21 protein-coding genes are annotated in these 21,515 nt (G+C 64.5%); 15 read left to right on the forward strand and 6 right to left on the reverse strand.

Features of this window, described 5'->3' with window-relative positions:
• Positions 1-35 precede the first annotated feature (35 nt).
• From AB0I35_RS03835 to AB0I35_RS03850, 4 genes are all read left to right on the forward strand, one after another.
• Positions 36-857 carry an alpha/beta hydrolase gene (locus AB0I35_RS03835; protein ID WP_357394066.1) on the forward strand — a complete coding sequence of 274 codons (822 nt, stop codon included), beginning with the start codon at positions 36-38 and terminating at the stop codon, positions 855-857.
• Between the two features lie 399 nt (positions 858-1,256).
• Positions 1,257-2,198 carry an alpha/beta hydrolase family protein gene (locus tag AB0I35_RS03840; RefSeq protein ID WP_357394182.1) on the forward strand — a complete coding sequence of 314 codons (942 nt, stop codon included), beginning with the start codon at positions 1,257-1,259 and terminating at the stop codon, positions 2,196-2,198.
• Positions 2,199-2,355: 157 nt separating this feature from the next.
• The gene (gene mshA, locus AB0I35_RS03845; protein WP_357394184.1) at positions 2,356-3,714 is read left to right on the forward strand and encodes a D-inositol-3-phosphate glycosyltransferase; all 1,359 of its coding nucleotides are present in this window, start codon (positions 2,356-2,358) and stop codon (positions 3,712-3,714) included.
• Complete coding sequence (locus AB0I35_RS03850; RefSeq protein WP_225278482.1) at positions 3,711-4,205, forward strand: YbjN domain-containing protein; 495 nt, start codon at positions 3,711-3,713, stop codon at positions 4,203-4,205. The genes mshA and AB0I35_RS03850 overlap by 4 nt, the downstream gene beginning before the upstream one ends.
• A 40-nt stretch (positions 4,206-4,245) precedes the next feature.
• On the opposite strand, the gene AB0I35_RS03855 is transcribed toward AB0I35_RS03850, so the two are convergent.
• The gene (locus tag AB0I35_RS03855; protein ID WP_357394068.1) at positions 4,246-5,421 is read right to left on the reverse strand and encodes a lipase family protein; all 1,176 of its coding nucleotides are present in this window, start codon (positions 5,419-5,421) and stop codon (positions 4,246-4,248) included.
• Positions 5,422-5,609: 188 nt separating this feature from the next.
• On the opposite strand from AB0I35_RS03855, the gene AB0I35_RS03860 reads away from it, so the two are divergent.
• Complete coding sequence (locus tag AB0I35_RS03860) at positions 5,610-6,515, forward strand: ROK family protein (protein WP_357394071.1); 906 nt, start codon at positions 5,610-5,612, stop codon at positions 6,513-6,515.
• 17 nt (positions 6,516-6,532) lie between these two features.
• Positions 6,533-7,270, forward strand: coding sequence for a phosphoglyceromutase (locus tag AB0I35_RS03865; protein ID WP_357394073.1), 738 nt, complete (start codon positions 6,533-6,535; stop codon positions 7,268-7,270).
• Positions 7,271-8,142: 872 nt separating this feature from the next.
• Here AB0I35_RS03865 and AB0I35_RS03870 read toward each other — a convergent pair.
• The 4 genes from AB0I35_RS03870 to AB0I35_RS03885 all read right to left on the reverse strand — a co-directional run bounded on the left by AB0I35_RS03870 (position 8,143) and on the right by AB0I35_RS03885 (position 13,391).
• Positions 8,143-8,688 carry a hypothetical protein gene (locus AB0I35_RS03870; RefSeq protein ID WP_357394075.1) on the reverse strand — a complete coding sequence of 182 codons (546 nt, stop codon included), beginning with the start codon at positions 8,686-8,688 and terminating at the stop codon, positions 8,143-8,145.
• Between the two features lie 457 nt (positions 8,689-9,145).
• Positions 9,146-9,652, reverse strand: coding sequence for a hypothetical protein (locus AB0I35_RS03875; protein ID WP_357394077.1), 507 nt, complete (start codon positions 9,650-9,652; stop codon positions 9,146-9,148).
• An 893-nt stretch (positions 9,653-10,545) separates the two neighbouring features.
• Complete coding sequence (locus tag AB0I35_RS03880; protein ID WP_357394079.1) at positions 10,546-13,134, reverse strand: hypothetical protein; 2,589 nt, start codon at positions 13,132-13,134, stop codon at positions 10,546-10,548.
• Positions 13,134-13,391 carry a hypothetical protein gene (locus AB0I35_RS03885; protein WP_357394081.1) on the reverse strand — a complete coding sequence of 86 codons (258 nt, stop codon included), beginning with the start codon at positions 13,389-13,391 and terminating at the stop codon, positions 13,134-13,136. The genes AB0I35_RS03880 and AB0I35_RS03885 overlap by 1 nt, the downstream gene beginning before the upstream one ends.
• 341 nt (positions 13,392-13,732) lie before the next feature.
• Between AB0I35_RS03885 and AB0I35_RS03890 the strand changes: the two genes are divergently transcribed.
• From AB0I35_RS03890 to AB0I35_RS03915, 6 genes are all read left to right on the forward strand, one after another.
• Positions 13,733-14,089, forward strand: a complete 357-nt coding sequence (locus AB0I35_RS03890; protein WP_357394083.1) for a hypothetical protein — start codon at positions 13,733-13,735, stop codon at positions 14,087-14,089.
• 7 nt (positions 14,090-14,096) lie between these two features.
• Positions 14,097-14,717 carry a DUF3558 domain-containing protein gene (locus AB0I35_RS03895; protein ID WP_357394084.1) on the forward strand — a complete coding sequence of 207 codons (621 nt, stop codon included), beginning with the start codon at positions 14,097-14,099 and terminating at the stop codon, positions 14,715-14,717.
• A gap of 122 nt (positions 14,718-14,839) precedes the next feature.
• Positions 14,840-16,069, forward strand: a complete 1,230-nt coding sequence (locus tag AB0I35_RS03900) for a hypothetical protein (protein ID WP_357394086.1) — start codon at positions 14,840-14,842, stop codon at positions 16,067-16,069.
• Positions 16,066-16,770 (forward strand): ESX secretion-associated protein EspG, encoded by a 705-nt coding sequence (locus AB0I35_RS03905; protein ID WP_357394088.1) that lies wholly within the window; start codon positions 16,066-16,068, stop codon positions 16,768-16,770. Before AB0I35_RS03900 ends, AB0I35_RS03905 begins: the two co-directional genes overlap by 4 nt.
• Before the next feature lie 179 nt (positions 16,771-16,949).
• Entirely contained in the window at positions 16,950-17,297 is a 348-nt protein-coding gene (locus AB0I35_RS03910) for a DoxX family protein (RefSeq protein WP_357394091.1), read from the forward strand.
• An 18-nt stretch (positions 17,298-17,315) separates the two neighbouring features.
• Positions 17,316-18,068: a class I SAM-dependent methyltransferase gene (locus AB0I35_RS03915; RefSeq protein ID WP_357394093.1), complete on the forward strand. Its 753-nt coding sequence runs from the start codon at positions 17,316-17,318 to the stop codon at positions 18,066-18,068.
• 30 nt (positions 18,069-18,098) lie between these two features.
• Here the strand turns inward: AB0I35_RS03915 and AB0I35_RS03920 are convergent, their stop codons facing one another.
• Positions 18,099-18,785 (reverse strand): NAD(P)-binding domain-containing protein, encoded by a 687-nt coding sequence (locus tag AB0I35_RS03920; RefSeq protein ID WP_357394096.1) that lies wholly within the window; start codon positions 18,783-18,785, stop codon positions 18,099-18,101.
• A 105-nt stretch (positions 18,786-18,890) separates the two neighbouring features.
• Here AB0I35_RS03920 and AB0I35_RS03925 point away from each other — a divergent pair, with 105 nt between their 5' ends.
• From AB0I35_RS03925 to AB0I35_RS03935, 3 genes are all read left to right on the forward strand, one after another.
• The gene (locus AB0I35_RS03925) at positions 18,891-19,265 is read left to right on the forward strand and encodes a helix-turn-helix domain-containing protein (RefSeq protein WP_357394098.1); all 375 of its coding nucleotides are present in this window, start codon (positions 18,891-18,893) and stop codon (positions 19,263-19,265) included.
• A 131-nt stretch (positions 19,266-19,396) separates the two neighbouring features.
• Positions 19,397-20,635 (forward strand): ATP-binding protein, encoded by a 1,239-nt coding sequence (locus AB0I35_RS03930; RefSeq protein ID WP_357394101.1) that lies wholly within the window; start codon positions 19,397-19,399, stop codon positions 20,633-20,635.
• The gene (locus tag AB0I35_RS03935) at positions 20,632-21,321 is read left to right on the forward strand and encodes a response regulator transcription factor (RefSeq protein WP_067484899.1); all 690 of its coding nucleotides are present in this window, start codon (positions 20,632-20,634) and stop codon (positions 21,319-21,321) included. Before AB0I35_RS03930 ends, AB0I35_RS03935 begins: the two co-directional genes overlap by 4 nt.
• Positions 21,322-21,515 lie beyond the last annotated feature (194 nt).

Genomic DNA, 21,515 nt, shown 5'->3' on the forward strand with positions numbered 1-21,515 from the left:
ATCACGGTGAGCGATACCGGCGTTAGCCTGTCGGCATGGCTATTCGTGATGCTGTCAGCGCCGATGGAACGACGATCGTCTACCGGGTCACCGGTCCGGAGACGGGCAGGCCGCTGGTGCTGCTGCACGGCTGGGCGGGCAATCTGCGCTGCTGGGGCGGCGCCGCCGACGACCTCGCACAGCGTTACCGGGTGATCGCGGTCGACCTGCGCGGGCACGGCTACTCCGACGACCCCGGCGTGTACGACGACCCGAAGGCCTGGGCCGCCGACGTGGCCGCGGTGCTGGCCGCCGAGGGCATCGACTCCGGCGCGGTGCTGCTCGGCTGGTCCTACGGCGGCATCGTCGCCACCGACTACCTCGCCACCTACGGCACCGGCGCCGTCGCGGCCGCGATCTACACCGGTTCGCTGGCCCACATCGGCCCCGGTGTGCCGGGGGCCGCGACCGGGCCCGCGATGGACAAGGCCATTCCCGGTGTGTTCGAGGAGTCCGCCGGGCGGGCGGTGCGCGCGTTCGCGGTGTTCGGCAACGCGAACACCGGGCCGGGGGAGGACAAGGGTGTCGACGCGCAGCGGTTGTTCGGCGGCAGTCTCGCCACCGCGCCCTCGGTGCGCAAGGCGCTGTTCTACCGCACCATCGACAACACCGAAACCCTTCGCGCCCTTGATATCCCGGTGCTGGTGCTGCATGGCACCGCGGATCCGGTGGTGCCCGCCGACAACGGGCGCTACATCGTCGACAACGTGCCGGGCGCGCGCGGTTCGTTCTGGGAGGACGCCCAGCACGGGCTGTTCATCGAGGATCGAGCCCGGTTCGTCGCCGAGGTGAGTGAGTTCGTCGACGCGCTGGACTGAATTGCGGCGCGGCGTCACGGGGGATTGTCGGACTGTGCCCGGAACCAATCCGAAGGGTCTATTTTTAGGCTGTAATGAGGTTGATTCCGGCATAGTCGATGTCCGTGGCGAGCGCTTCGCAGCGAGTCGCTCGTCCACTGTTTCCGCAGCTAGAGAGCCAGTCGTCAAGTAGCATTGCACGGGCGTGATAAGCCCGTGATTGCGATCGTTCCGGTAGCGAACTATCCGCACAGTTTCACGGAAAATCTTCTGGGGATCGTCACAATGATTTCCCGAAAGCGTGTGTAGCGTTCGGATATGTCGTTGAATCACGAATCAGGAACAGGATTCGGCGATCGGAGTTCGATGAGGTCTTGTCGGGCGTTGGGGGTTCGGATCGTCATCGCGGTGCTGGCCGCGATGCTCGCTACCGGAATGACGGCGGGCCAGGGGATTTCCGAGCCGATCGAGCGGGCGCGGATCGACGATCGGCGCGTGGAAGCCGATCAGACCATCGATATCGGCGTGTACTCACCCGCCATGGACAACGTGAACCGGGTGCGGGTGCTGCGCGCCGCGGACCCGTCGAAACCCGCGCCGACGCTGTATCTGCTCAACGGTGTGGGTGGCGGCGCCGACGGCAACTGGCTCGACCGCACCGATGTGGTGTCGTTCTTCCGCGACAAACAGGTGAACGTGGTGATCCCGTTCGGTGGCGCGGGCAGCTATTTCGCCGATTGGCGCAGCGACGACCCGGTGCTGGGCAAGCAGCGCTGGGCGACCTTCCTCACCAAGGAACTGCCACCCCTGATCGACGCCGAATTCGGGGGCACCGGCGCCAACGCGATCGCCGGGCTCTCGATGGCAGGCACCTCGGTGTTCCAGCTCGCCCTCGCCGAACCCGGCCTCTACCGGGCGATCGGCTCCTACAGCGGGTGCGTGCGCACCAGCGACCTGCGCGGGCAGGCGATCGTGCGCACCGTCGTCGGCAGCCGGATGGGCAACGCGGCCAATATGTGGGGCCCGCCCACCGACCCGGCCTGGTCGGCCCACGACCCCTACCTGCACGCCGAATCCCTGCGCGGCACCGAGGTCTACATCTCCTCCGGAACCGGCCTGCCCGGCCCGTACGACAACCCGGCCGTCCAGCCGGACCCCCTGCAACTCGCCTACCAGCTGGCCTTCGGTGCCACGCTCGAAGCGGTCACCCACCAGTGCACCCGTCAGCTGCGCGACCGGTTCCAGTCGCTCGGCATCCCGGCCACCGTCAACCTGCGGCCCACCGGCACCCACTCGTGGGGCTACTGGGAGGAGGATCTGCACACCTCGTGGCCGCAGTTCGAGTCCGCGCTCAACCGCTGATCCCCGCGCCGAATGCGACGGCCGAAAAGCGCTGGCGTGTGCCGCCCGGATCGGGCACGCTCGATGACGATCGGTGCGTGAGCTCACTCACCGCACGGCTGTGATGGCCGTCACCGATCCCGGTAGGGATGTTATCGGTGGCGTCGCGGCGTGCACACTGGAAGGTGTGAGTCAGCGACGTCTTGAACTTCGGCCCCGCCGCATCGCGGTGCTGTCGGTGCATACCTCCCCGCTGGCCCAACCCGGCACCGGTGACGCCGGGGGCATGAACGTCTATGTGTTGCAGACCGCGCTCGAACTGGCCGCCAGGGGTACCGAGGTGGAGATCTTCACCCGGGCCACCTCCTCGGACCTGCCGCCGGTCGCCGAGGCCGCACCGGGTGTGCTCGTGCGCCACGTCGTCGCCGGACCGTTCGAAGGGCTCGACAAGCACGAACTGCCCACCCAGCTGTGCCCCTTCACCGCCGAGGTGCTGCGACAGGAGGCTCGGCACCTGCCCGGCCACTACGACCTCGTGCACTCGCACTACTGGCTCTCCGGTCAGGTCGGCTGGCTCGCCCGCGACCGCTGGCGGGTGCCGCTGGTACACACCGCGCACACGCTGGCCGCGGTGAAGAACCTGGCGCTCGCCGAGGGCGACACCCCCGAACCCGAGACGCGGGTGATCGGGGAGAAGCAGGTGATCGCCGAGGCCGACCGGTTGGTCGCCAACACCGCCGACGAAGCCGGTCAGCTGGTCGACCTCTACGGCGCCGACCTCGACCGCATCGATGTCGTCCCGCCGGGCGCCGATCTGGGCCGCTACCGGCCCGGTGACAAGCTCGCCGCCCGCGCCGAACTCGGCTTGCGCGCCGACGAACAGGTCGTCGCGTTCGTCGGCCGGATCCAGCCGCTCAAGGCCCCCGATGTGCTGGTCCGCGCGGCCGCCGAGCTGCTGGCCCGCGACCCGCGCCGCGCGCTGCGCGTCCTGATCGTCGGCGGACCGTCCGGCACCGGCCTGGCCCGCCCCGACGCGCTGATCGAACTGGCCGCCGACCTCGGCATCGCCGAGCAGGTCACCTTTCTGCCGCCGCAGCCCGCCGACCGCCTCGTGCAGGTGTACCGCGCGGCCGACGTGGTCGCCGTCCCCAGCTACAACGAGTCGTTCGGTCTGGTCGCCATCGAGGCGCAGGCCAGCGGTACCCCCGTGCTCGCCGCCGACGTGGGCGGCCTGGGAACCGCTGTGCGGCACCGTGAATCGGGTCTGCTCGTGCCGAGCCACCGCACCGGCGACTGGGCCGACGCCCTGGCCGCCCTGCTCGACGACCCCGACCGCCTCGGCCGCATGGGCGTCACAGCGGTCGAGCACGCGAGCAGATTCTCCTGGGCGCACACCGCCGAAGGACTGCTCGACAGTTACGCCGCCGCGATCGCGGGTATGCGCGTCGAACGCAACCCGATCGCCTTGCGCGCGGGTGAGACAAGCCAAGCCAGATCGCGGGCGCTGTGGCGGCGCCGGACAGGAGTACTCAGGTGAGCGCCGTATCGCAGGTGATCGACGAGACGCTGCGCGACCGGGAGATCGAATACACCCGCCACGGTGACGACACCTTCATCGTGGTGCTGCCCGGCGAACGCAAGCTCAAGACCACCGTGATGCTCACCGTCGGCAAGCACGGTGTGCGAATCGAATCGTTCGTCTGCCGAAAGCCCGACGAGAACTTCGAAGGTGTCTACAAGTACCTGCTGCGCCGCAACCGTCGTCTCTACGGGGTGGCCTACACCCTCGACAATGTGGGCGACATCTACCTGGTCGGTCGCATGTCGACCGAATCGGTCACCGCCGACGAACTCGACCGCATCTTCGGCCAGGTCCTCGAGGCCGTCGACACCGACTTCAACATGTTGCTCGAGCTGGGTTTCGCGGAATCCATTCGCAAGGAATGGAAGTGGCGCGTCTCGCGTGGGGAATCGCTGAAGAACCTGCGCGCCTTCGAACATCTCATCGACGAGGCCGACAAGGTATGAGAAACGCGGGTGCCGTTGTGCGGCACCCGCGTTCGGGTTCTCAGCAGGTGGTCGGCACCGGTTCGTCACGGAAGCGGGACTCCACATAGCTCCACGCGTCGACGAAACCGGCCACGGCCGCGGTCATGTGCTCGGCGATGTCGTAGGTCGCCAGCTTCACGGGCGCGCCCGCACCGCACCAGTGCGACACGGTGTCGGCCACCGGGCCGTACGGGGTGAGGGTGTCGAAGCGGCCCTGCCAGATGTAGGTCGGCGCGGTCGGGGCACCCTCGTAGTGCACGATGCTGTTCTCGCGCAGCACACCACGCGCCACCTGGCTCGACAGCAGTTCCTTCGACGCGGCCATCTGCTCGGCGTTGCGGAAGATGCCGTGGAAGAGCAGGAAGCGACGGCAGGCGTCCTTGGTGAACTCGCGGAACCACAGACCGGTCTCGTTGAGCTGATCCGACACCGGCACCCGGTCCGGGTACTCGCGCTCGATGCCCATGGCGGCCGCGAAGGCCAGGCCGAAACCGGGGTGCGGTGCGAAACCGAGGGCGTCGGCCATCAGTTCCAGGTCGCTCGGGATGCCGCCGGCGACCACCGCGGCCAGCTTCAGCTCGGGCGCGTACTCCGGCTGCAGCGCACCGGCCCACGCGGTGGCCATGCCGCCACCGGAGTACCCGGCCAGCGCCACCGGCGACCCGCCGAGGCCCAGTTCGGTCACCTTCTGCACCGCGCGCACGCTGTCGAGGGTCACCATGCCGCTCATCCGCGCCGCACCGTAGGCGACGGTCGGGCCGAGGTAGTCGGGCACCGACACCGCCCAGCCGCGACCGATCGGCAGCATCGCGCCCGGTGCGTCCTGCAGCTCACCGTTGAACAGCGACTTCGACGGGTTGCACCGGGTGCCGATGGAGTTGATCAGCGCCTGGTAGGAGACCAGCGGCGGGCTCTTCACCCCGATCGGCATGAAGACCGTGGTGACGCCCATGATCGCGTTGTCCGCCGAGTTGGTCGAGCGGAACGCGATCTGCCAGCCCTCGGTGCCGGGGTAGAGCATCGTGTCGATGCGGCGAGTGCGGACCACGTCGCCGGGAGCCAGCGCGGCGATGTCGGCCGGTGCGGTGAAGAACGGGTCAGGATCGGGCGTCGGATACAGCGGGTTCGCAGCCGCGGGAGCGGCGAGGAGGCCTACCGAGAGCAGGCTCAACACCAGTACTACTAATTTCGACACAACTTTCCTTCATCATCAGTAACGCAGCCCAACGGAATCACCCGACCCGGACGAAGTATCCAACGAAAACCGGCGGTGTGGAGCAACCACTAGTCAAAGTGTCCACCGCCACATTTTTGTGAGCGTTCACATCGCCGGCCGGGTCGTGGCTGATCAACCTCGTACGGCCGAACAGACAGGAGTGGGCGATGGTTGTCCTCGCGCTCGACATCGGAGCGACGAAATTCGCTGTAGGAGTGGTTGATCCGGACTACACGGTGCATTCGGTGCGGCGCGCGGCCGTGGCCGTCGACGATCCGTGGGCGGTGTGCCGGGAGTTACTGCTCGCTGTGGCCGGGGACAACGAGGTTCGTGCGGTCGGCATCGGGTCGGCCGGGCCCGTGGATGTGCCGGCCGGGGTGACGCGACCACTGAACTTTCCTCGGTGGCGCGACGGGTTCCCGATCGTCGACCGGGTGCGTTCGGTGTTCCCCGGTGCGGCCGTGCGGTTCGCGATCGACGGCGCGTGTCTCGTGCTCGCCGAACACCGGGTCGGCGGGTTGCGCGGGCTCGACAACGGGCTGGCGTTGACGGTGTCCTCGGGGGTCGGCGGTGGGGTGCTCGCCGACGGGCGAGTGCTGCGGGGGCGAACCGGCAACGCGGGTCACATCGGTCACATCATCGTGCCCGGTGATGAAACACCCTGTGCGTGCGGTGGTTTCGGTTGTGTTGAAGCGGTTGCCGGTGGGCTGTCGACCGTGCGCTGGGCTCGCGCGCAGGGCTGGACCGGTGCGACGGGGATCGAACTCGCCCAGGCCGCCCGCGACGGCGAGCCCGTCGCCGTCGCCGCGATGGCACGGGCCGGGACCGCTCTCGGTCGGGCCGTCTGTTCGGCCGCGGCCCTGCTCGACGTGGACCGCGTGGTGATCGGTGGCGGCTTCGCCGACTCCGGTGAACCGCTGTGGGGACCGTTGCGCGATGCCGTCGACCGGCACGCCGGGCTCGAATTCATCGACGCTCTGGACGTTTCGCTCTCCACCCTCCCCGAGGGAGCCACCCTGGTCGGTGCGGGCGTGCTCGCCATCGACGAGGTGGCGTGGGCCGGGCGCGGGTGAAATGCCAGAATGACCTCATGACCTACACCCTCGTGCTGCTGCGCCACGGCGAGAGCGAATGGAATGCCCTCAACTTGTTCACCGGCTGGGTGGATGTGCACCTGACCGACAAGGGCATCGCCGAGGGCAAGCGGGCAGGCGAGCTGCTCGCCGAGCACGACGTGCTGCCCGACATCGTCTACACCTCGCTGCTGCGCCGCGCGATCAGCACCGCCAACAACGCGCTCGACGCGGCCGATCGCCACTGGATCCCCGTCATCCGCGACTGGCGCCTCAACGAACGCCACTACGGCGACCTGCAGGGCAAGAACAAGGAACAGGTCCGCGAACAGTACGGCCAGGACCAGTTCATGCTGTGGCGGCGCAGCTACGACACCCCGCCCCCGCCCATCGCCGACGACAACGAATACAGCCAGGAAGGCGACCTCCGCTACGCGGGCATCGAGGTCCCCAAGACCGAATGCCTCAAAGACGTTGTGGCCCGCATGATCCCGTACTGGGAGAACACCATCGCCCCCGAGTTGAAGACCGGCAAGACCGTCCTGGTCGCCGCCCACGGCAACTCCCTGCGCGCCCTGGTGAAGCACCTCGACGGCATCTCCGACGAGGACATCTCCGGCCTCAACATCCCCACCGGCATCCCCCTGCGCTACGAACTCGACGAAAACCTGCGCCCGGTGAAGCCGGCCGAATACCTGGACCCCGAAGCCGCCGCTGCCGGCGCGGCCGCAGTGGCCAACCAGGGCGGGAAGTAGTTCGTCCCCTTCGGCCCCCGCATCGACTTCGGTGCGGGGGCCGACCTGTTCCTGTGGCGATCGAAGCGAATCCCGTACTCGGAGTTCCGGTGCTACCAAGACGAGATTCTCGACCGCATCGCTCGAGCGTCTGCTCGGGACGTCGAGGAGGAGTTGTTCGGTGGTGCCTGACAGTGCGTAGGCAGGCGTGTTTCGAACCCCGATCGGAGCACCCAAGGGTGCCGGTGTCGTAACCGTCCCTCCCGGTTCCCCGCACCGAAACCCCGATTCGCGTCCTCGGCCAACACCGGTAGCCCCACGCCTGGTTCGGCGTGTGGCGGGTTGGACCTGGGCGATAGGTGTGCACTCCCGAAGCCGTCCAGGTGCGTACGTGCGAGGCGTACGACTGTGGTGCTCGCAGGAGGCTGGTTGACAGGGCTGTCTGTCCCTCGGTCGGGCTCTCCGATAACGACCGACAGGAGCGGCCAGGCCCGGACACGACACAGACAGCCTGTCACAGGGGCAGACCTCGCCCTTGGACGACGAAGGCTCGGCGTCAGGAGACGCCGAGCCGGTTGCATGTAGGATTCCATCCCACGGTGCGAACAGGCTGTGACTGTTTCGTACCCAGGCCGTTCGGTGAGTTGGCGCTCGCCGGGCGGCCGTTCTTGTTCGTGTGACGCTACACACTTCAGGCTAAGTGGGCAACCGGCGAGTTTCCGCTCGGGCCAGGGAGTTCCGCGATCTCCCTGGCTTCGGCAACAGGGCGGACACTGAGGTCTTCACCGCATGCGCGCTCCGGTGGTCGAGGCCCCGTCTCTCGCTGACCTTGAAGGCTCGCACGCCGCTACGTAGCGGTGACATTTTCTTACCTGGCCACCTCGGAGGCCGCATTACCGCCCATGCGGCAGCTCCTCCATCACCTCCGTGGCCAATTCGATCAATTTAGCCTCGGTTACCGTCTTGAACCTGTCGATGCTCCCCTGTGGTAGCCAATATCTTACCTCGAATAGAATCTCGCTCTCGTTGAATGATATCAAAGCATCGCAATAGGGTTTTTCGTCAACGCCGATTGTGGCGCAACTAATCTCGCTTTCGCGTCCGGCGATCAATGTCTGCGTGAATTGCTGCTTTTCTCCGCCGTAAAGTGTGCCGTGATTCCAAGCGCGGCTGAAGCCGATCACCATCGAAAAGCCTTGTTCGTCGGCAGGTGTCGAGTAGGCGCAGCCGAATGCTTCATCAACTGGCCGCGGGCTGCCGTCCATATTGTAAACATTCGTGTACTCAGGCTCGTTCAGTCGGTGCCGTGACCGGAAGTCGGCAGAGGTGTCTCGACATGGATCAAAAACCGCGAGCAAGCCGCGGTCCGGCTCTTCTGCAGTGTGCGATTCGCTGCATGAGCCGAGCGCACCGGCGGCAATGAGCAGTGTCGCCGTCACGAAACCTCGACCAGTATATTTACGATTTTAGTACAACTTTGCCTGCCAGGTAGTTGTCGATAGAGCTGGGATTGTTGCTGTCGAGTAGTCCCGTCGACAACTTGTCGTTGAATTGCTTTGAATAGTCCTTGGCAAACTCGTTTACATTATTCTGCTGGAGTATGCCCGTCACGACCGCGTCGGGGAATTCTCCGGTAAGCTTGCTTACATCCGTCGCTCGGCCGTTGCTATCGATCAACTACAGTGGACCCTCTTTTGTGTCAACCGATTCGGGAAGCCTGTTTCGTTCGTTGAGCTCGTCCATGAGAATCTGGCGGACGCCCAGATTCGAACCGGCTTGCAGATCGTTCACGCTCGGTGGAACAAAACCCTCAGGCTTCGGCTGTTCGGCACCGCGTGCCGCGGGCGAGAAATTTCGTGTACTAGAACTTGATCGGGCAAGGGGCAGCGATAACCGTCATAATTCTCCTGTAAGCCTGATCAGGGTAGTTGTTGCATTCTTCGTCAGTTCGTCGGTTATCGTATACCTCATGTGGTCGGCGCCAGGCTCAATTCTTGACGAAAAGATAACCAGGTGCCCTCGCCAGCCGTCAACTTCTGTGTAAATCTTGGTCGTATCAGCATCATGCAGGAGCCAAACTTTTTCCTCGTACTGAGCCTGCGGAGTATAGAGTGAGTAGTCATGTGAGGATGGGATATCGTACTTGTCTGGCAACACCGCAGATACCGCCAGAATAGCTGTACCCCCGCTGGGAAATTGTTCTATGTTGCACGTACCGTACGCATCAATGACGGAATCGGGACTTGCATTCCCATACTCCACCACCCAATTGGTATCCCCGAAGTTATCTTCGAAAAACTTCAGCATGTTATTGCACGGCTCTCGAAGCGTGCGGCTGGACTGCGCATCTATTTGATCATTCCCCGTCTCGCACGATGTCATCAGGAACGCGAGCACTCCCACGCCTGCAACGGTACAAAGTCGGCCTATCTGGGAAGAGTTGATCATTGTGTCCGCCGATCGCAATTTGCTGACCACTGATTTATTTCATCAGCACTTCTATTCTACCGAACCGACTAAGTTATTGTCCGCAACTGCGCGGGCAACTTGGGCGAATTTCGGGTGTTACCTTCATGAATGTGGACTACCCGCCAGGTAGGGGTGGTTGTTGAATGAACGGCTCGGGTAGGTGTGGCTCGCAGGTCGTCTGCTCCAAGTCATCTGAGCTGCCGGGGCGATGGTGGAAATCCTCGCTAGAAGTTCTTACCACTAGCAGCCGGGGTGATATCGCCGTTTCGCCGCTAGCGGAGCTTTCGGTAGTAAGTTCCACAGTTGATCGCTCGGCGTGATACTCATCCGGTTCATCGAGCAATTCAAGTTGTCCGTCTTTTGCTACGGCGTATACTCCAGGCGTATTATATCTGCAGGTGGTCACGACCCATCGATTGTCGCCTTGCTCGGAAATCTCCACAACCCGATAGAGTGCCCCTCCTGTCTCTGGGAGACGCGGACTGCCGTCATACGGTAGGGCGGCACTGAATGGTCCCACTAACTGGTTAATCATTGGAAGCAGCGAGTTATCTCTGTTGGCGATATGATTTATTTTTAGAACCCGAACTTCCAGGGCCAGTTTCGCTGCGGCTGCACCACGCCCGATGGTTGGGATAGCGATGTCCGATGAGAACTGGGTCCTTGGATAAGAAAAATTGTGTGGAACCTGGCTCGTTTCGCTGTTGGATTTGTTCAGGTTGGCGTCGGATAACGATGTATTCGAACACGCGGCCACAATCGCGACGGTGGCGGTCGCTAGAATAATTTGTTTGCATTCTTGTTCGAGGGGCCTCAATGTGCGCCTCCTATTCGGCCGCTGGGGCTGCTATCTTTCCGGTCCGGATGGTTTCCAGCGCTGTGACGCCGGTGGCAACGCCCTCTACAGTCTGGATGGCATTGAGGGTGAGATAACTACTCAGTGTGGTCGAAAATCCTTGACGTGCCAGATACTCATCTGATTGTGATCTCACGTCAGCTCCGATCAAGCTATTAAGGTTGATCGGCCGCCCCGTATTCGTATCGACCAGATTCTCATCGAGGCGACCGTGTTGGAGGGCGGTATCGAGGAGTGCCTGCTTGAAATTGGTGTGAGCCTGGATATACATGTCGTTCGTACTCGGACTCTCGACCACCATCTTGTCGGGGTTGTCTATGTACTGGCTGACCATCCCTTCGATCAAGCCATCGCCGAGCATGGCTGCGACCTTCTTGCTGCCCTCGACCCCAGTGGCGGCCCCTAGCCCATAGCTGTCTTGCGTGAGACCTTTTGTATAATCCAAACCGACATCAATGTTCGCCATAATAATCTGATCGACCAGCTTTGCGGCTGCCTTCTTGTTATCGTATATCTCTTGCTGGTTATCGTTGAATTCACCTACAGCCTTCAGGTCCTGGAAAGTCAATGCATTCGCTGCAGCATTGGATATGCGGCTTTCTAGCGACGCGATATTGTTGAGGTATGGGTCCACGTACTTGCCCGGCGACACCTCGGTTTGTGAAAATGCGCGATTCAAAATGTCCGCTTCATACGCAGTGCGTGCGACTTCGAGAGTCAGGCGACCTTCATTGGATTGGCTCGCCAGATACAGAAGGCGGTTCGCATCGGTGACTGCGATGTGCGCCTCGCCGCTCGGAAGATACCCCGTCTGCGGGTTGCCGGTTATGTCGATCCAGGAATCGAGATTGGATCCCATCGCTGTGGACAAGGCCCGCGAAAGTTCGGGGTTATTCACAAAACCCATTTCAAGTTTCTCGAATTCCTCGACGTCGATCCCACCGGACCGATGGCGATCCGGTTTATCGTCGTTGGGGTCATCCACCTCCTCGCGTGGTGTGAGCAGGTCGGGCAGATGGGTGAGCGCCTCGCGGGCTTGGAGCGCGTCGGTAGTCAGTTTGCCGTCGGCGCCGACCTCGTGGGATTCGGTGCCAATCCAGTTGATCATCTGGCCGGCGGCCACGCCGTCGTCTTCCCAGTCGTGCTGGAAGATTCCTCGGATAACCTGGGGGTCGTACTTCTCGTAGCTTTGGCCGGGGACATCCTTGCCGAAGAGTTCCTCGCTACCGTTGCCTGTCAGCAACGCGTAGCTAGAGTCATTGTTGCGAGAGCCGACGGACAGCAGATCGTTGGCGCTGTGCTCCGTCCGTGCCAGCCATTCTGGTTTGTTGTTATCTCCCGTGTAGGCCTGGTATCCGCCGTTGTCGAGAATCCACGCCTGATTGGCCGCCTGCCGATCGAGTTCGACGCCGAACCGTTCACCCGGAATGTAGGACTGGTCGGAGGACGCGAGGAATTGTCCAAATCCGCGCATGTCCTTGGTGTACGCCTGGACACCGGCCCACCTATCCATGTTCGGACCGAAGTTCGAGCGGTAGTCGTCGGGGAGATCGCGAGTGTTGCCGTCTGGGCTGCCATTTAGACCTGGCCGAGTGCCGATGAGTTCGCGGACTTCGGGGTGAAGTTGGTTCCAGCCGCCACGGTCGGCGACCTCGCCGTTGGCGGCACGGGTAACTATGTCCTCGTTGGACAGAGTGAGCAGCCCATTGGCAAGGTTCTCGCGGAGTTCGAGTGATTCGGGCGAACCGTTGATCACGAGTCGGTCGGCCAGATCGATCAGGCCGTCGCGACCAGCCTTGTCGTAGAGGTTGTTCAGGTAGTCCATGGTCGACTGCGGGACCGTGACTTCCTGTCCGTTCGCCAGCGCCTGGAGTTGTTCGGGCGTGAGTCCGGCCTGGCCGAGGCGGGCGCTGATCTGGGCGATCTCCTCGTCGGAGAGTTTGCCGTCGGCGATGGTTTCGCCATCCTGGCGGCCGAGCGCCGCCACATCGACTGCCGTCAGGGTCGGCACATCCAGGCCATTGCCGAGCTGGTCGCCTCGGACACGCACCTCGTCCGAGGCGGTGTTGATTGCGGTGGTCACTTCGGTCGCCGCGGTCAGCAGACTCGTCTTCGCGGAATCGATCAAGCCCTGATGGTGAGTGATCCGCTCTTTGACCTTCCGGTTTTGCTCGTCGGTGTAATCGGATTCGGTGTACGGCTTAGCCGATACCTTCCAGCTGTCGTCGACTGTGAGGCCTACCGGGCATTCGGCATCGGTTTCCGCTTCGGTGACGCGGCTGAGCAGCACTCGACGTTCGTTGGCAAGTCGCGAGTCGGCACCCCGCAGTGCTGTGGCGACGTCCCGAATCTCGATGGACAGCCGCCGACCCTGGTCGTTCTCCTCATAGAAGCGGTCGTAGGCGGCTGAATAGGCCGCACCCTGCCAGGTGGTTCCCTGAAAGTGAGTGATCATGGAACCTAGCTGGGCTTCGTAGGCGGTGGTGTCGTCCTCCAGCTCTTGCGCCCACTCCGACAGCTTTTCCGGTTTCCAGGCCTCGACGTTCGCGCGGGTCACCATCAGACGACACTCCCGGTGGCGAAGAAGTCCATCTGCTCGAGGCGGTTCTTGAATTCCTGGTCGCTGGTCTGGACGTTGTCAGCGCACTGATTGACGATGCCGGCCAACTGACGCATCCGCTGGGCGATCCTCAGCCATGCGCCCTCGGAGTACTCGCCCGCCTTCGCGCACGCTGCACCGATCTCGATACCGGGGAAGGCCTCGCCGATCTTGTCGCCGTTGGTACGGACATCGATCTTGTCGATCTCCTCGCCCACCGAAGTGACCGTTGTGGCGAGCTTCCTCAACTCGTCTATGTCGACCTGTAGCACTGGACGCAACCCCCCATCGATGAACAATCGAAACATCGGCCGACCGACTTTACACGCACAGCGGATAGCCCGACCGTGCTTATGTAGACATCGGAAGACCAGTCTCGACGACCAAGGACACCGAAAGCTTGTCTTACCGGCGGCGATTCAGCCCGGGTGGTTCAGCGGCTGCCCCTCCGGGCAGCCTGCGGCGAAACGATGCGGGTCGTTGACCACGCCGTGGGTGTTCCCTCGCTCTACGGTGGGATTAGACTGCGTCACGACAGTCCGATGTTGGGGAGGGATCTGTGGCTATCGGTGGGGATGCTGCGGCGCAGTTGTGGAACGCTTCGTCGTCGGGGCAGTTGCGGATGGAGCCGGATGCTGCTCGGGAGGTGGCTCAGGCGTACCTGCGGTTTGCGGTGATGTGCGATGGGTGGTCTGATGCCGCCCTGCGATTGGAGAAGATCAGCGGCTTCGGGGGGTTGAAATCGTCGCTGGACCTGCAACAAGGGTTTGCAGGTAAGGCGATGGCGGCCAAACAAGTGCTTGAGCAGATGGCTTTGGCGGCGAGGGGCATGGCTGATGGATACCTACAGGCCGCCGGCATCTTGGCTGAGGCGGACGAGCTAGGTGCTGCGGCGGTGCGCGCAATTGGAACCTAGGACGGATATGAAACCCGGATTCGTTATTGCTGGTGCCCTGCTGGCGGTCGCAGTGGCGGCATGCGGAACGGCGACAGAACCTGGCGCCCCCGCGTCGTCTGCGGCCGGCGTCCCTACGCAGGCGGCTAGACCGACTTTGGCTGATCCGAAGTTGCAGCCGCCGTCACAGGACAACCAGTACACCCGATCGGCCGGGCGGCCAAGGGTGGTGTTCGATCCGTGTACATGGATCGGCGACACCGAGGTCGAGTCGATGGGGTTCGAGCCGGGATCGCGGAAGCGTGGAGACGATCTGGTGGCCGAATACACTTTTTTGACCTGCGATTTTCGTACTGCGGATCACACGGTGTCGCTCGGTGTGGACTCGGGCAATATCACTTGGGAGGAGAACCTCCGCAAGAATGGGGAATGGTTGGAGCCGACGACCGTCAATGGTCGCCAGGCAGGGTTGGTCGATGGTGAGCCCGGCAGCGAAAATGACTGCAGTGTGCACCTGCTGACAAAGGCTGGTGTGGTATTCGTTCGGAAGCACAGGCTCAGCCTCGGTCAAAGACAGAACCTCGATCCCTGCACCAACATCATGGAAATCGCTTCGGTAGTGGAGAAATCCATCGGTAAGGAGAACTGAGCATGGCGGACGGGGGAGGCGGGACGCCAGATCAGTACATTTCGGAGCTGACAGGGTTGCCGCTCGAGCAATCAGTGAGCGGGCTGCGGCAGCAACAGGGCGCTGAGAAGCAGCAGCAGTCGATGAGTCATGGGGGGACCGACCCGAAGTACATCGCGGACTTCGAAGTGTTCGAAGGTCTTTCGCACCAGGACATCTATGACGCGGTGCAGAAGATGCAGCCGGGAGTGATGCAGCAGTTCGGTGACAAGTGGGTCGAAATGTTCACGGAGATCTCGGGTGCGGTGACCGGGTTGATGATTCAGACGGCGCGGGCGACCTCGAGTCTGGATGGCGCGTTCGCTGCGGCGGGGGAGGCGGCGGGACGGCGTTTCATCACTGAGGTCACGGACGTCTACACGGTTCTGTCGGTGGTCGGTCACCGGGTGAAGGCTGCCGCCTACGGAGCGGAGGCGGTGAAAATTGCTGTGCCCGAACCGGTTTCGTCCTCCGACTCGCCTGTGGATGTGGGCACATCGATGCCTGTGAACGTAACAGAACTCGTCCTTCCCGACACGGGGGCCGCGGTGGCGCGGGAGAAGGAAGACCGCCGCCTGCAGGCGATCGCGGCGATGAATTCGACCTACAAACCGACCTATGGTCCGGCCGGTGAATCCGTGCCCGCCTTCGTTGCGCCGAGCCAGCCGGGCGACGGAACCGGTGATCCTGGTTCCGGTGGTGGCGGATCGAACAATGGTGGTGCCAGTGGCGGCGGCACAGGCCCGGGCGATGCGGGCGACACCGCAACGACCGAGGACCCGAACCAGCCCGGTGCGACCACGGACGACGAAACATCCAGTGCCGGTACGGATGACGACGACAGCAGCGGTACCGATGACTCGCAGGGACAGAACAGCACCACCAATCCGGCGAGTACTGATCCCTCCTCGACCACGCCGTCCGCGACGACTCCCGGCGCTGGTTCGCCGGGTACCGGATCGCCAGGCGGTAGTTCACCGGGTGGTGGTTCGCCAGGAGGTGGGTCACCGGGCGGTTCGACGCCCGGTAGCGGCACACCGACACCGGGTGGTGCCTTGGCCGGTCGCGGCCCGGTGGTTGCCGGCCAAAACCCCGGCGCCGGAGGGCCTTCGGGCTCGGCGGGGTCGAGTGGACGCGGGATGAGCCCCGGCATGATGGGCGCACCCGGCGCGCGTGGTGGCGGCAAGGACGACGAGGACGAGCACAAGGCACCCGACTACCTGCGTGGGGTGCAACCCGAACTGCTGGGTGACGAGCAGCATGTGGTGCCCCAGGCCATCGGGGCCGACGCCCCGGCGACCCGTCTGCCGGAGCAGGAGTCCGGAAACGCATGAGCTGGATGTTCACCCCCGACGAATTCGCGCATGTGTGGTTGCGGGAGACGGGCGACGATCGTTATCCGTTCCCGCTCACCGTGTACTCGGCCGCCGCGACGGAAAGTGAGTACGAGAAGCTTGCCGCGGCTGCTGTGCAACGCTGGCCCGTCGGTGCTGATCTGGACCTGAGCGCGGTTCTCCGGCACGCCTCGCGGCCCGAGACGGCACTGGCGCTTTTCAGCGAAACCGGCCCACGCCTGCGTGCCTATGGTGCGCGGACCGGGGATCGAGGGGTGGTGATCCGCCAATACGAGGATCACAGCGTCGAGGTGTTCTCCGGAAGTGCGGGTCTGGTCAACCGTGCCTTCGCCGCCTTCCTCGGCGACCAGCCCGCTGGACAGGTCGGCCACCTGGTCGAGGACGTGGACCGCCTGGCTACTCATTTCGAATCCTGGCAGCGCCCACCGGATTCCGTCGCCGCCCGCATGCATCGGCTCACGGAGGCGAAACGGGCGGCCGGAGGCCGGATCGAGATCAGAACCGGATTGCAGTCCAGCCGACCGGGTCCCACCTCCTACCTCACCTGGCTCGACGTGTCCGGCGACGGCCGCTACCTCTCTTACCGCCGGTACCAGGACCTGCACATCGAACCGGCCGGCAAGCAGCGTGTGATCGATGCGATCGAGGCTGCTGCCACGATCGGTGCGCATACCAGTTGAGTCAGGGCGCGGATATCGTCGGCCGCGCTCGCCTGTCGGATCCGGACCGTCGCGCGACCAGACGCTGTGACGGAGCGACTGTGCATCTTGCCTGCGCTGCGGTGATGTCACACTGTCTGTGGCTGCATCGTCGACTCTGTGAACGCCGCGAAAAGCGCGGCAGGGCAAGGAGTTGAGCCATGGAAACCGCCTACGTCATCGTCACTGTTTTTGCCGCGCTCTGGGTCGGGTTCTCGGCGTTCTCGTTGTTGCGGCGGGCGCCTTTCGTTGTGGATCCGCTGGTTGATTACGGGGTGCCGGAGAGCTGGTGGACGCCGCTGGGGGTCGCGAAGGCGGCCGGGGCGGTCGGGTTGTTGGTGGGGCTGTGGGTGCCGGTGGTCGGGGTGGCTGCGGCCGTGGGGCTGATTCTCTACTTCACCGGTGCGGTGGTGACGGTGTTGCGGGCGCGGTCTTACACAACGGTGGCGTTCCCGGTGTTGTATCTGGTGCCTGTCGCGGTGGCGTTGGGGCTCGGGTTCGCGGTCTGACCTGGCAGGGTGAGGAGTATGCGGACGTTCGAGGAGCTGATCGAGGAAGCGGATTCGGTATCGGTGGCCGGTTGGGACTTCTCCTGGCTCGACGGTCGGGCAAGCGAGGAACGTCCGTCGTGGGGGTATCAGCGGTTGCTCGGTGCTCGGCTGCCGACGGTGACCGCGGCGCTGGATATCCAGACCGGCGGTGGGGAAGTGCTGGCCGGGGTGGACCGGTTTCCGCCTACCATGGTCGCCACCGAATCGTGGCCGCCGAACGTCGCCGCGGCCACCGCACTGCTCCACCCGCGGGGCGTCGTCGTTGTCGCCACACCGGACGAGCCGCCACTTCCGTTCGCCGACAACGCTTTCGATCTGGTCACGGCCCGGCATCCGGCGACCGTGTGGTGGGACGAGATCACCCGCGTGCTGCGACCCGGCGGCACCTACCTGGCTCAGCACGTGGGCCCCGCGAGTGTGTTCGAACTGGTCGAATACTTCCTCGGGCCGCAACCGCAGGCCCGCCGGGCGCGCCATCCCGATGACGAAGCCGCCGCCGCCCGCGCTGCCGGACTGCGGATCGTCGACCAGCGCACCGAACGTCTGCGCATGGAATTCGACGACATCGGTGCCGTCGTGTACTTCCTGCGCAAAGTGATCTGGATAGTGCCCGGATTCACGGTCGATGCCTACCGCGACCGGCTGCGCGAGCTGCACGAACAGATCCGGCGAGAAGGACCCTTCATCGCACACTCCAGCCGGACCCTGATCGAGGCGACCAAACCCTGACACCGATCCGGGTGGGCGACAGGTTGTTCGTCAATCGCTGACGGCGAAAGCGGCAGTCAGCGGAGGTAAGGCGGCGCGGGCGTCCAGTCCGGTGAACCAGAGCCCGACCGTGAAGACCGCCGTTGCCTCGAGGTACCTGGCGCGATGTAGACCCCCTGCGGGAAATGGTTGCAGCGCAAGGTCTTCCGCCAGATCGGCAACGATTCGCATCGCTGTCTCGTCGTCGCCGCAGAACGGGACTGCCAGCCGAACACCGTCGAAGACGCGGTCCTCGCCCGCCCACACCTCGGCGGCGAGCAGATTGAAGGCCTTGACCACTCGGGCACGTGGGGCGCGGGACGCGATACGTTCAGCTACCGCCGGTTCGCCGAGGACGAAGGCGGTCGCGCCGTCGGGCGCCGACTCGTCGGGCTGGAACGCGTTCGTGCAATCGATGACGACACGGTCGGCCAACCGGTCGCCGTGCTCGTCGAGCAGTTCGGTCAGCGCGGCTACCGGAACCGCGAGCAGCACCACCTCCGCGAAGGCGATCGCCTCGGCGATTGTGGCCGCACCGACCCGGTGTCGGGTGGGTTCGGTGCCTGCGTTGATGGTGTCGGCGAGGTGGCGTGCCGCGCGTGCAGAGCGGGCACCGATGAGCAACTCGTGGCCGACACGGGCCCAGCCGCCGCCGAGCGCGGCCGCCATCGACCCTGCCCCGATGATTCCGATTCGCATGAGAACTCCCGTAATCCGTCGGTGCCCGAGTGGCACCGGCCTCAACTGACGCTAGGGATCGCGACAGGCACCTCCAGGTGCCTAATACGCTGCCAAACTGGACACATGACTGAGCCGATCCGATTCGCTCCCTACGGTGAATTCGAGGCCGACTGCCCGGCCCGGCTCGGCGTCGATCTGTTCGGCAACCGGTGGTTGCCGGTGGTGGTGTACATGCTCAGAGATGGTCCGCAACGTCACAGCGAACTTCTCGCGGGCATCGGCGGCATCAGCCAGAAGATGCTGACGCAGACCCTGCGGCGGATGGAACGAATGACGCTCGTACGCAGGCGTCGGTACGCCGAAGCGCCGCCCCGGGTGGCGTACGAACTCACCGAATCCGGTCGCGATCTGCTCGTCCCGATTGATGCGCTCGGTGCATGGGTCGACGCGCACGGTGCCGAAGTGAGCGCCGCGCTCTACGGCGGAACCGACGTCTGACACGCCCGGCGACCCACTGGGTGCCCGCTGGGTGAACGGCGGGCGAACACCACCCCAAGTGCCCGTGACCTGCGCGAAACTTCACCCCACCCGGCGCCGGTAAGTCGGTGTGCACTCGTACGATCAATAGCGTGAGCGTTCCGCAGGCCGTGCTGTTGGCAGTCCTCGCGGCTGTCGTCGGACTGGCAGTCGGTGGCCTGCTGATCCCCTACGTCAATGCCAGGCAGGCGGCACGGACCCAAGAGGACACCGGGCTCACCATGTCGCAGGTGCTCGACCTCATCGTGCTCGCCTCCGAGAGCGGCATCGCCGTGGTCGACGAATACCGCGACGTGGTGCTGGTCAACCCGCGTGCCGAGGAACTCGGCCTGGTCCGCAACCGGCTCCTCGACGAACGCGCCTGGTCGGCGGTCGAGAAAGTCCTCGCCACCGGTGAATCCGCCGAGTTCGACCTCACCGCGAAGAACCCGTTACCCGGACGCGGCCGCATCGCGGTGCGCGGCATCGCACGCAAACTCTCGCGCGAGGAGACCAGTTTCGTCGTGCTGTTCGCCGACGACGACTCCGAGCAGGCGCGCATGGAGGCGACCAGGCGCGATTTCGTCGCCAACGTCAGCCACGAGCTCAAGACACCGGTCGGTGCGATGAGCCTGCTCGCCGAGGCCATGCTCGAATCCGCGGACGACCCCGACGCCGTACGGCACTTCGGTTCTCGGGTGCTCGCCGAATCCCGGCGCCTCGGGAAGATGGTCACCGAACTGATCGCGCTGTCGCGGTTGCAGGGGGCGGAGAAACTTCCCGACCTAGCCGTCGTCGACGTCGACACGGTGGTGCAGCAGGCGGTCGACCGCTCGCGCACCGCCGCCGAAGCCGCGGGGATTACCGTCAGCACCGACCGGCCGAGCGGGCTGGAAGTGCTCGGCGACGAAACGCTGCTGGTCACCGCGCTGTCGAACCTGGTGGAGAACGCCATCGCGTACTCGCCGCAGGGGTCGCACGTGTCGGTGAGCCGGTCGTTGCGCGGCGATCACGTCGCGATGGCCGTCACCGACCGCGGCATCGGCATCGCGAAAGAAGACCAGGAACGGGTGTTCGAGCGGTTCTTCCGCTCCGACAAGGCCCGCTCCCGCTCGACCGGCGGTACCGGGCTCGGCCTGGCCATCGTCAAACACGTGGCGGCCAATCACAACGGTGAGATCACCCTGTGGAGCAAACTTGGCACCGGCTCGACGTTCACCCTGCGCATCCCCGCCCATCTGGAAACCGATGGGGACGAGGACGCGGAACAGACGCCCGAGCTCGCCACGAGAGAAACCATCGCCCAGCGCAATCCCGCTGGACGAACGAACGGTGTGGAGGCACGCAGATGACGAGTGTGTTGATCGTCGAAGACGAGGAGTCGCTGGCCGATCCGCTGGCGTTCCTGCTGCGCAAGGAAGGCTTCGACGTCACCATCGCCGGTGACGGGCCATCCGCGCTGGCCGAATTCGACCGCTCCGGCGCCGATATCGTCCTGCTCGACCTCATGCTCCCCGGCATGAGCGGCACCGACGTGTGCAAACAGCTGCGGACCCGCAGCGGCGTGCCGGTCATCATGGTGACCGCGCGTGACAGCGAGATCGACAAGGTGGTCGGGCTCGAGCTCGGCGCCGACGACTACGTCACCAAGCCGTACTCGGCGCGCGAGCTCATCGCCCGCATTCGCGCCGTGCTGCGTCGTGGAGCCGGGGACGAGCTGGACTCCGGTAGCGAGAACGGTGTGCTCGAGGCGGGTCCGGTGCGGATGGATGTGGACCGGCACACGGTGCACGTCAACGGCGGACAGGTCACGCTGCCACTCAAGGAGTTCGACCTCCTCGAGTACCTGCTGCGCAACTCGGGCCGCGTGCTGACTCGAGGTCAACTGATCGACCGAGTGTGGGGTGCCGACTATGTAGGCGACACAAAGACCCTAGACGTCCACGTGAAGCGCCTGCGCTCGAAGATCGAAGCCGACCCTGCGAAGCCGGAACACCTGGTAACCGTCCGAGGCCTGGGCTACAAACTAGAGGCCTGACCTCGAAGAACCACCACCCCCGCACGGCATCCCCCGAGCGCCCTACCCTGGCTGGCTGAAAAACACTCAGTCCGCCACCTACCGCACTCCCAGCCCTGCCCGTCCCGACCTCGAGGAGGGACCGCCGCGAAGCGGCGCAGCGGCCCGGCCGCGAGTTAGGCGCCGTTGCTCGCGCTTCGCGCATGCGCAACGGC

It is taken from the genome of Nocardia sp. NPDC050378, from assembly GCF_040655675.1.
Lineage (GTDB): Bacteria > Actinomycetota > Actinomycetes > Mycobacteriales > Mycobacteriaceae > Nocardia > Nocardia coubleae.

Bases quoted from the DNA above. Each gene is read 5' to 3' on its own strand.
- AB0I35_RS03835 (WP_357394066.1), top strand. From the start codon at position 36: ATGGCTATTCGTGATGCTGTCAGCGCCGATGGAACGACGATCGTCTAC.
- AB0I35_RS03840 (WP_357394182.1), top strand. From the start codon at position 1,257: ATGCTCGCTACCGGAATGACGGCGGGCCAGGGGATTTCCGAGCCGATC.
- AB0I35_RS03860 (WP_357394071.1), top strand. From the start codon at position 5,610: ATGGTTGTCCTCGCGCTCGACATCGGAGCGACGAAATTCGCTGTAGGA.
- AB0I35_RS03865 (WP_357394073.1), top strand. From the start codon at position 6,533: ATGACCTACACCCTCGTGCTGCTGCGCCACGGCGAGAGCGAATGGAAT.
- AB0I35_RS03880 (WP_357394079.1), bottom strand. From the start codon at position 13,134: ATGGTGACCCGCGCGAACGTCGAGGCCTGGAAACCGGAAAAGCTGTCG.
- AB0I35_RS03895 (WP_357394084.1), top strand. From the start codon at position 14,097: ATGAAACCCGGATTCGTTATTGCTGGTGCCCTGCTGGCGGTCGCAGTG.
- AB0I35_RS03900 (WP_357394086.1), top strand. From the start codon at position 14,840: ATGAGTCATGGGGGGACCGACCCGAAGTACATCGCGGACTTCGAAGTG.
- AB0I35_RS03905 (WP_357394088.1), top strand. From the start codon at position 16,066: ATGAGCTGGATGTTCACCCCCGACGAATTCGCGCATGTGTGGTTGCGG.
- AB0I35_RS03910 (WP_357394091.1), top strand. From the start codon at position 16,950: ATGGAAACCGCCTACGTCATCGTCACTGTTTTTGCCGCGCTCTGGGTC.
- AB0I35_RS03915 (WP_357394093.1), top strand. From the start codon at position 17,316: ATGCGGACGTTCGAGGAGCTGATCGAGGAAGCGGATTCGGTATCGGTG.
- AB0I35_RS03920 (WP_357394096.1), bottom strand. From the start codon at position 18,785: ATGCGAATCGGAATCATCGGGGCAGGGTCGATGGCGGCCGCGCTCGGC.
- AB0I35_RS03925 (WP_357394098.1), top strand. From the start codon at position 18,891: ATGACTGAGCCGATCCGATTCGCTCCCTACGGTGAATTCGAGGCCGAC.
- AB0I35_RS03935 (WP_067484899.1), top strand. From the start codon at position 20,632: ATGACGAGTGTGTTGATCGTCGAAGACGAGGAGTCGCTGGCCGATCCG.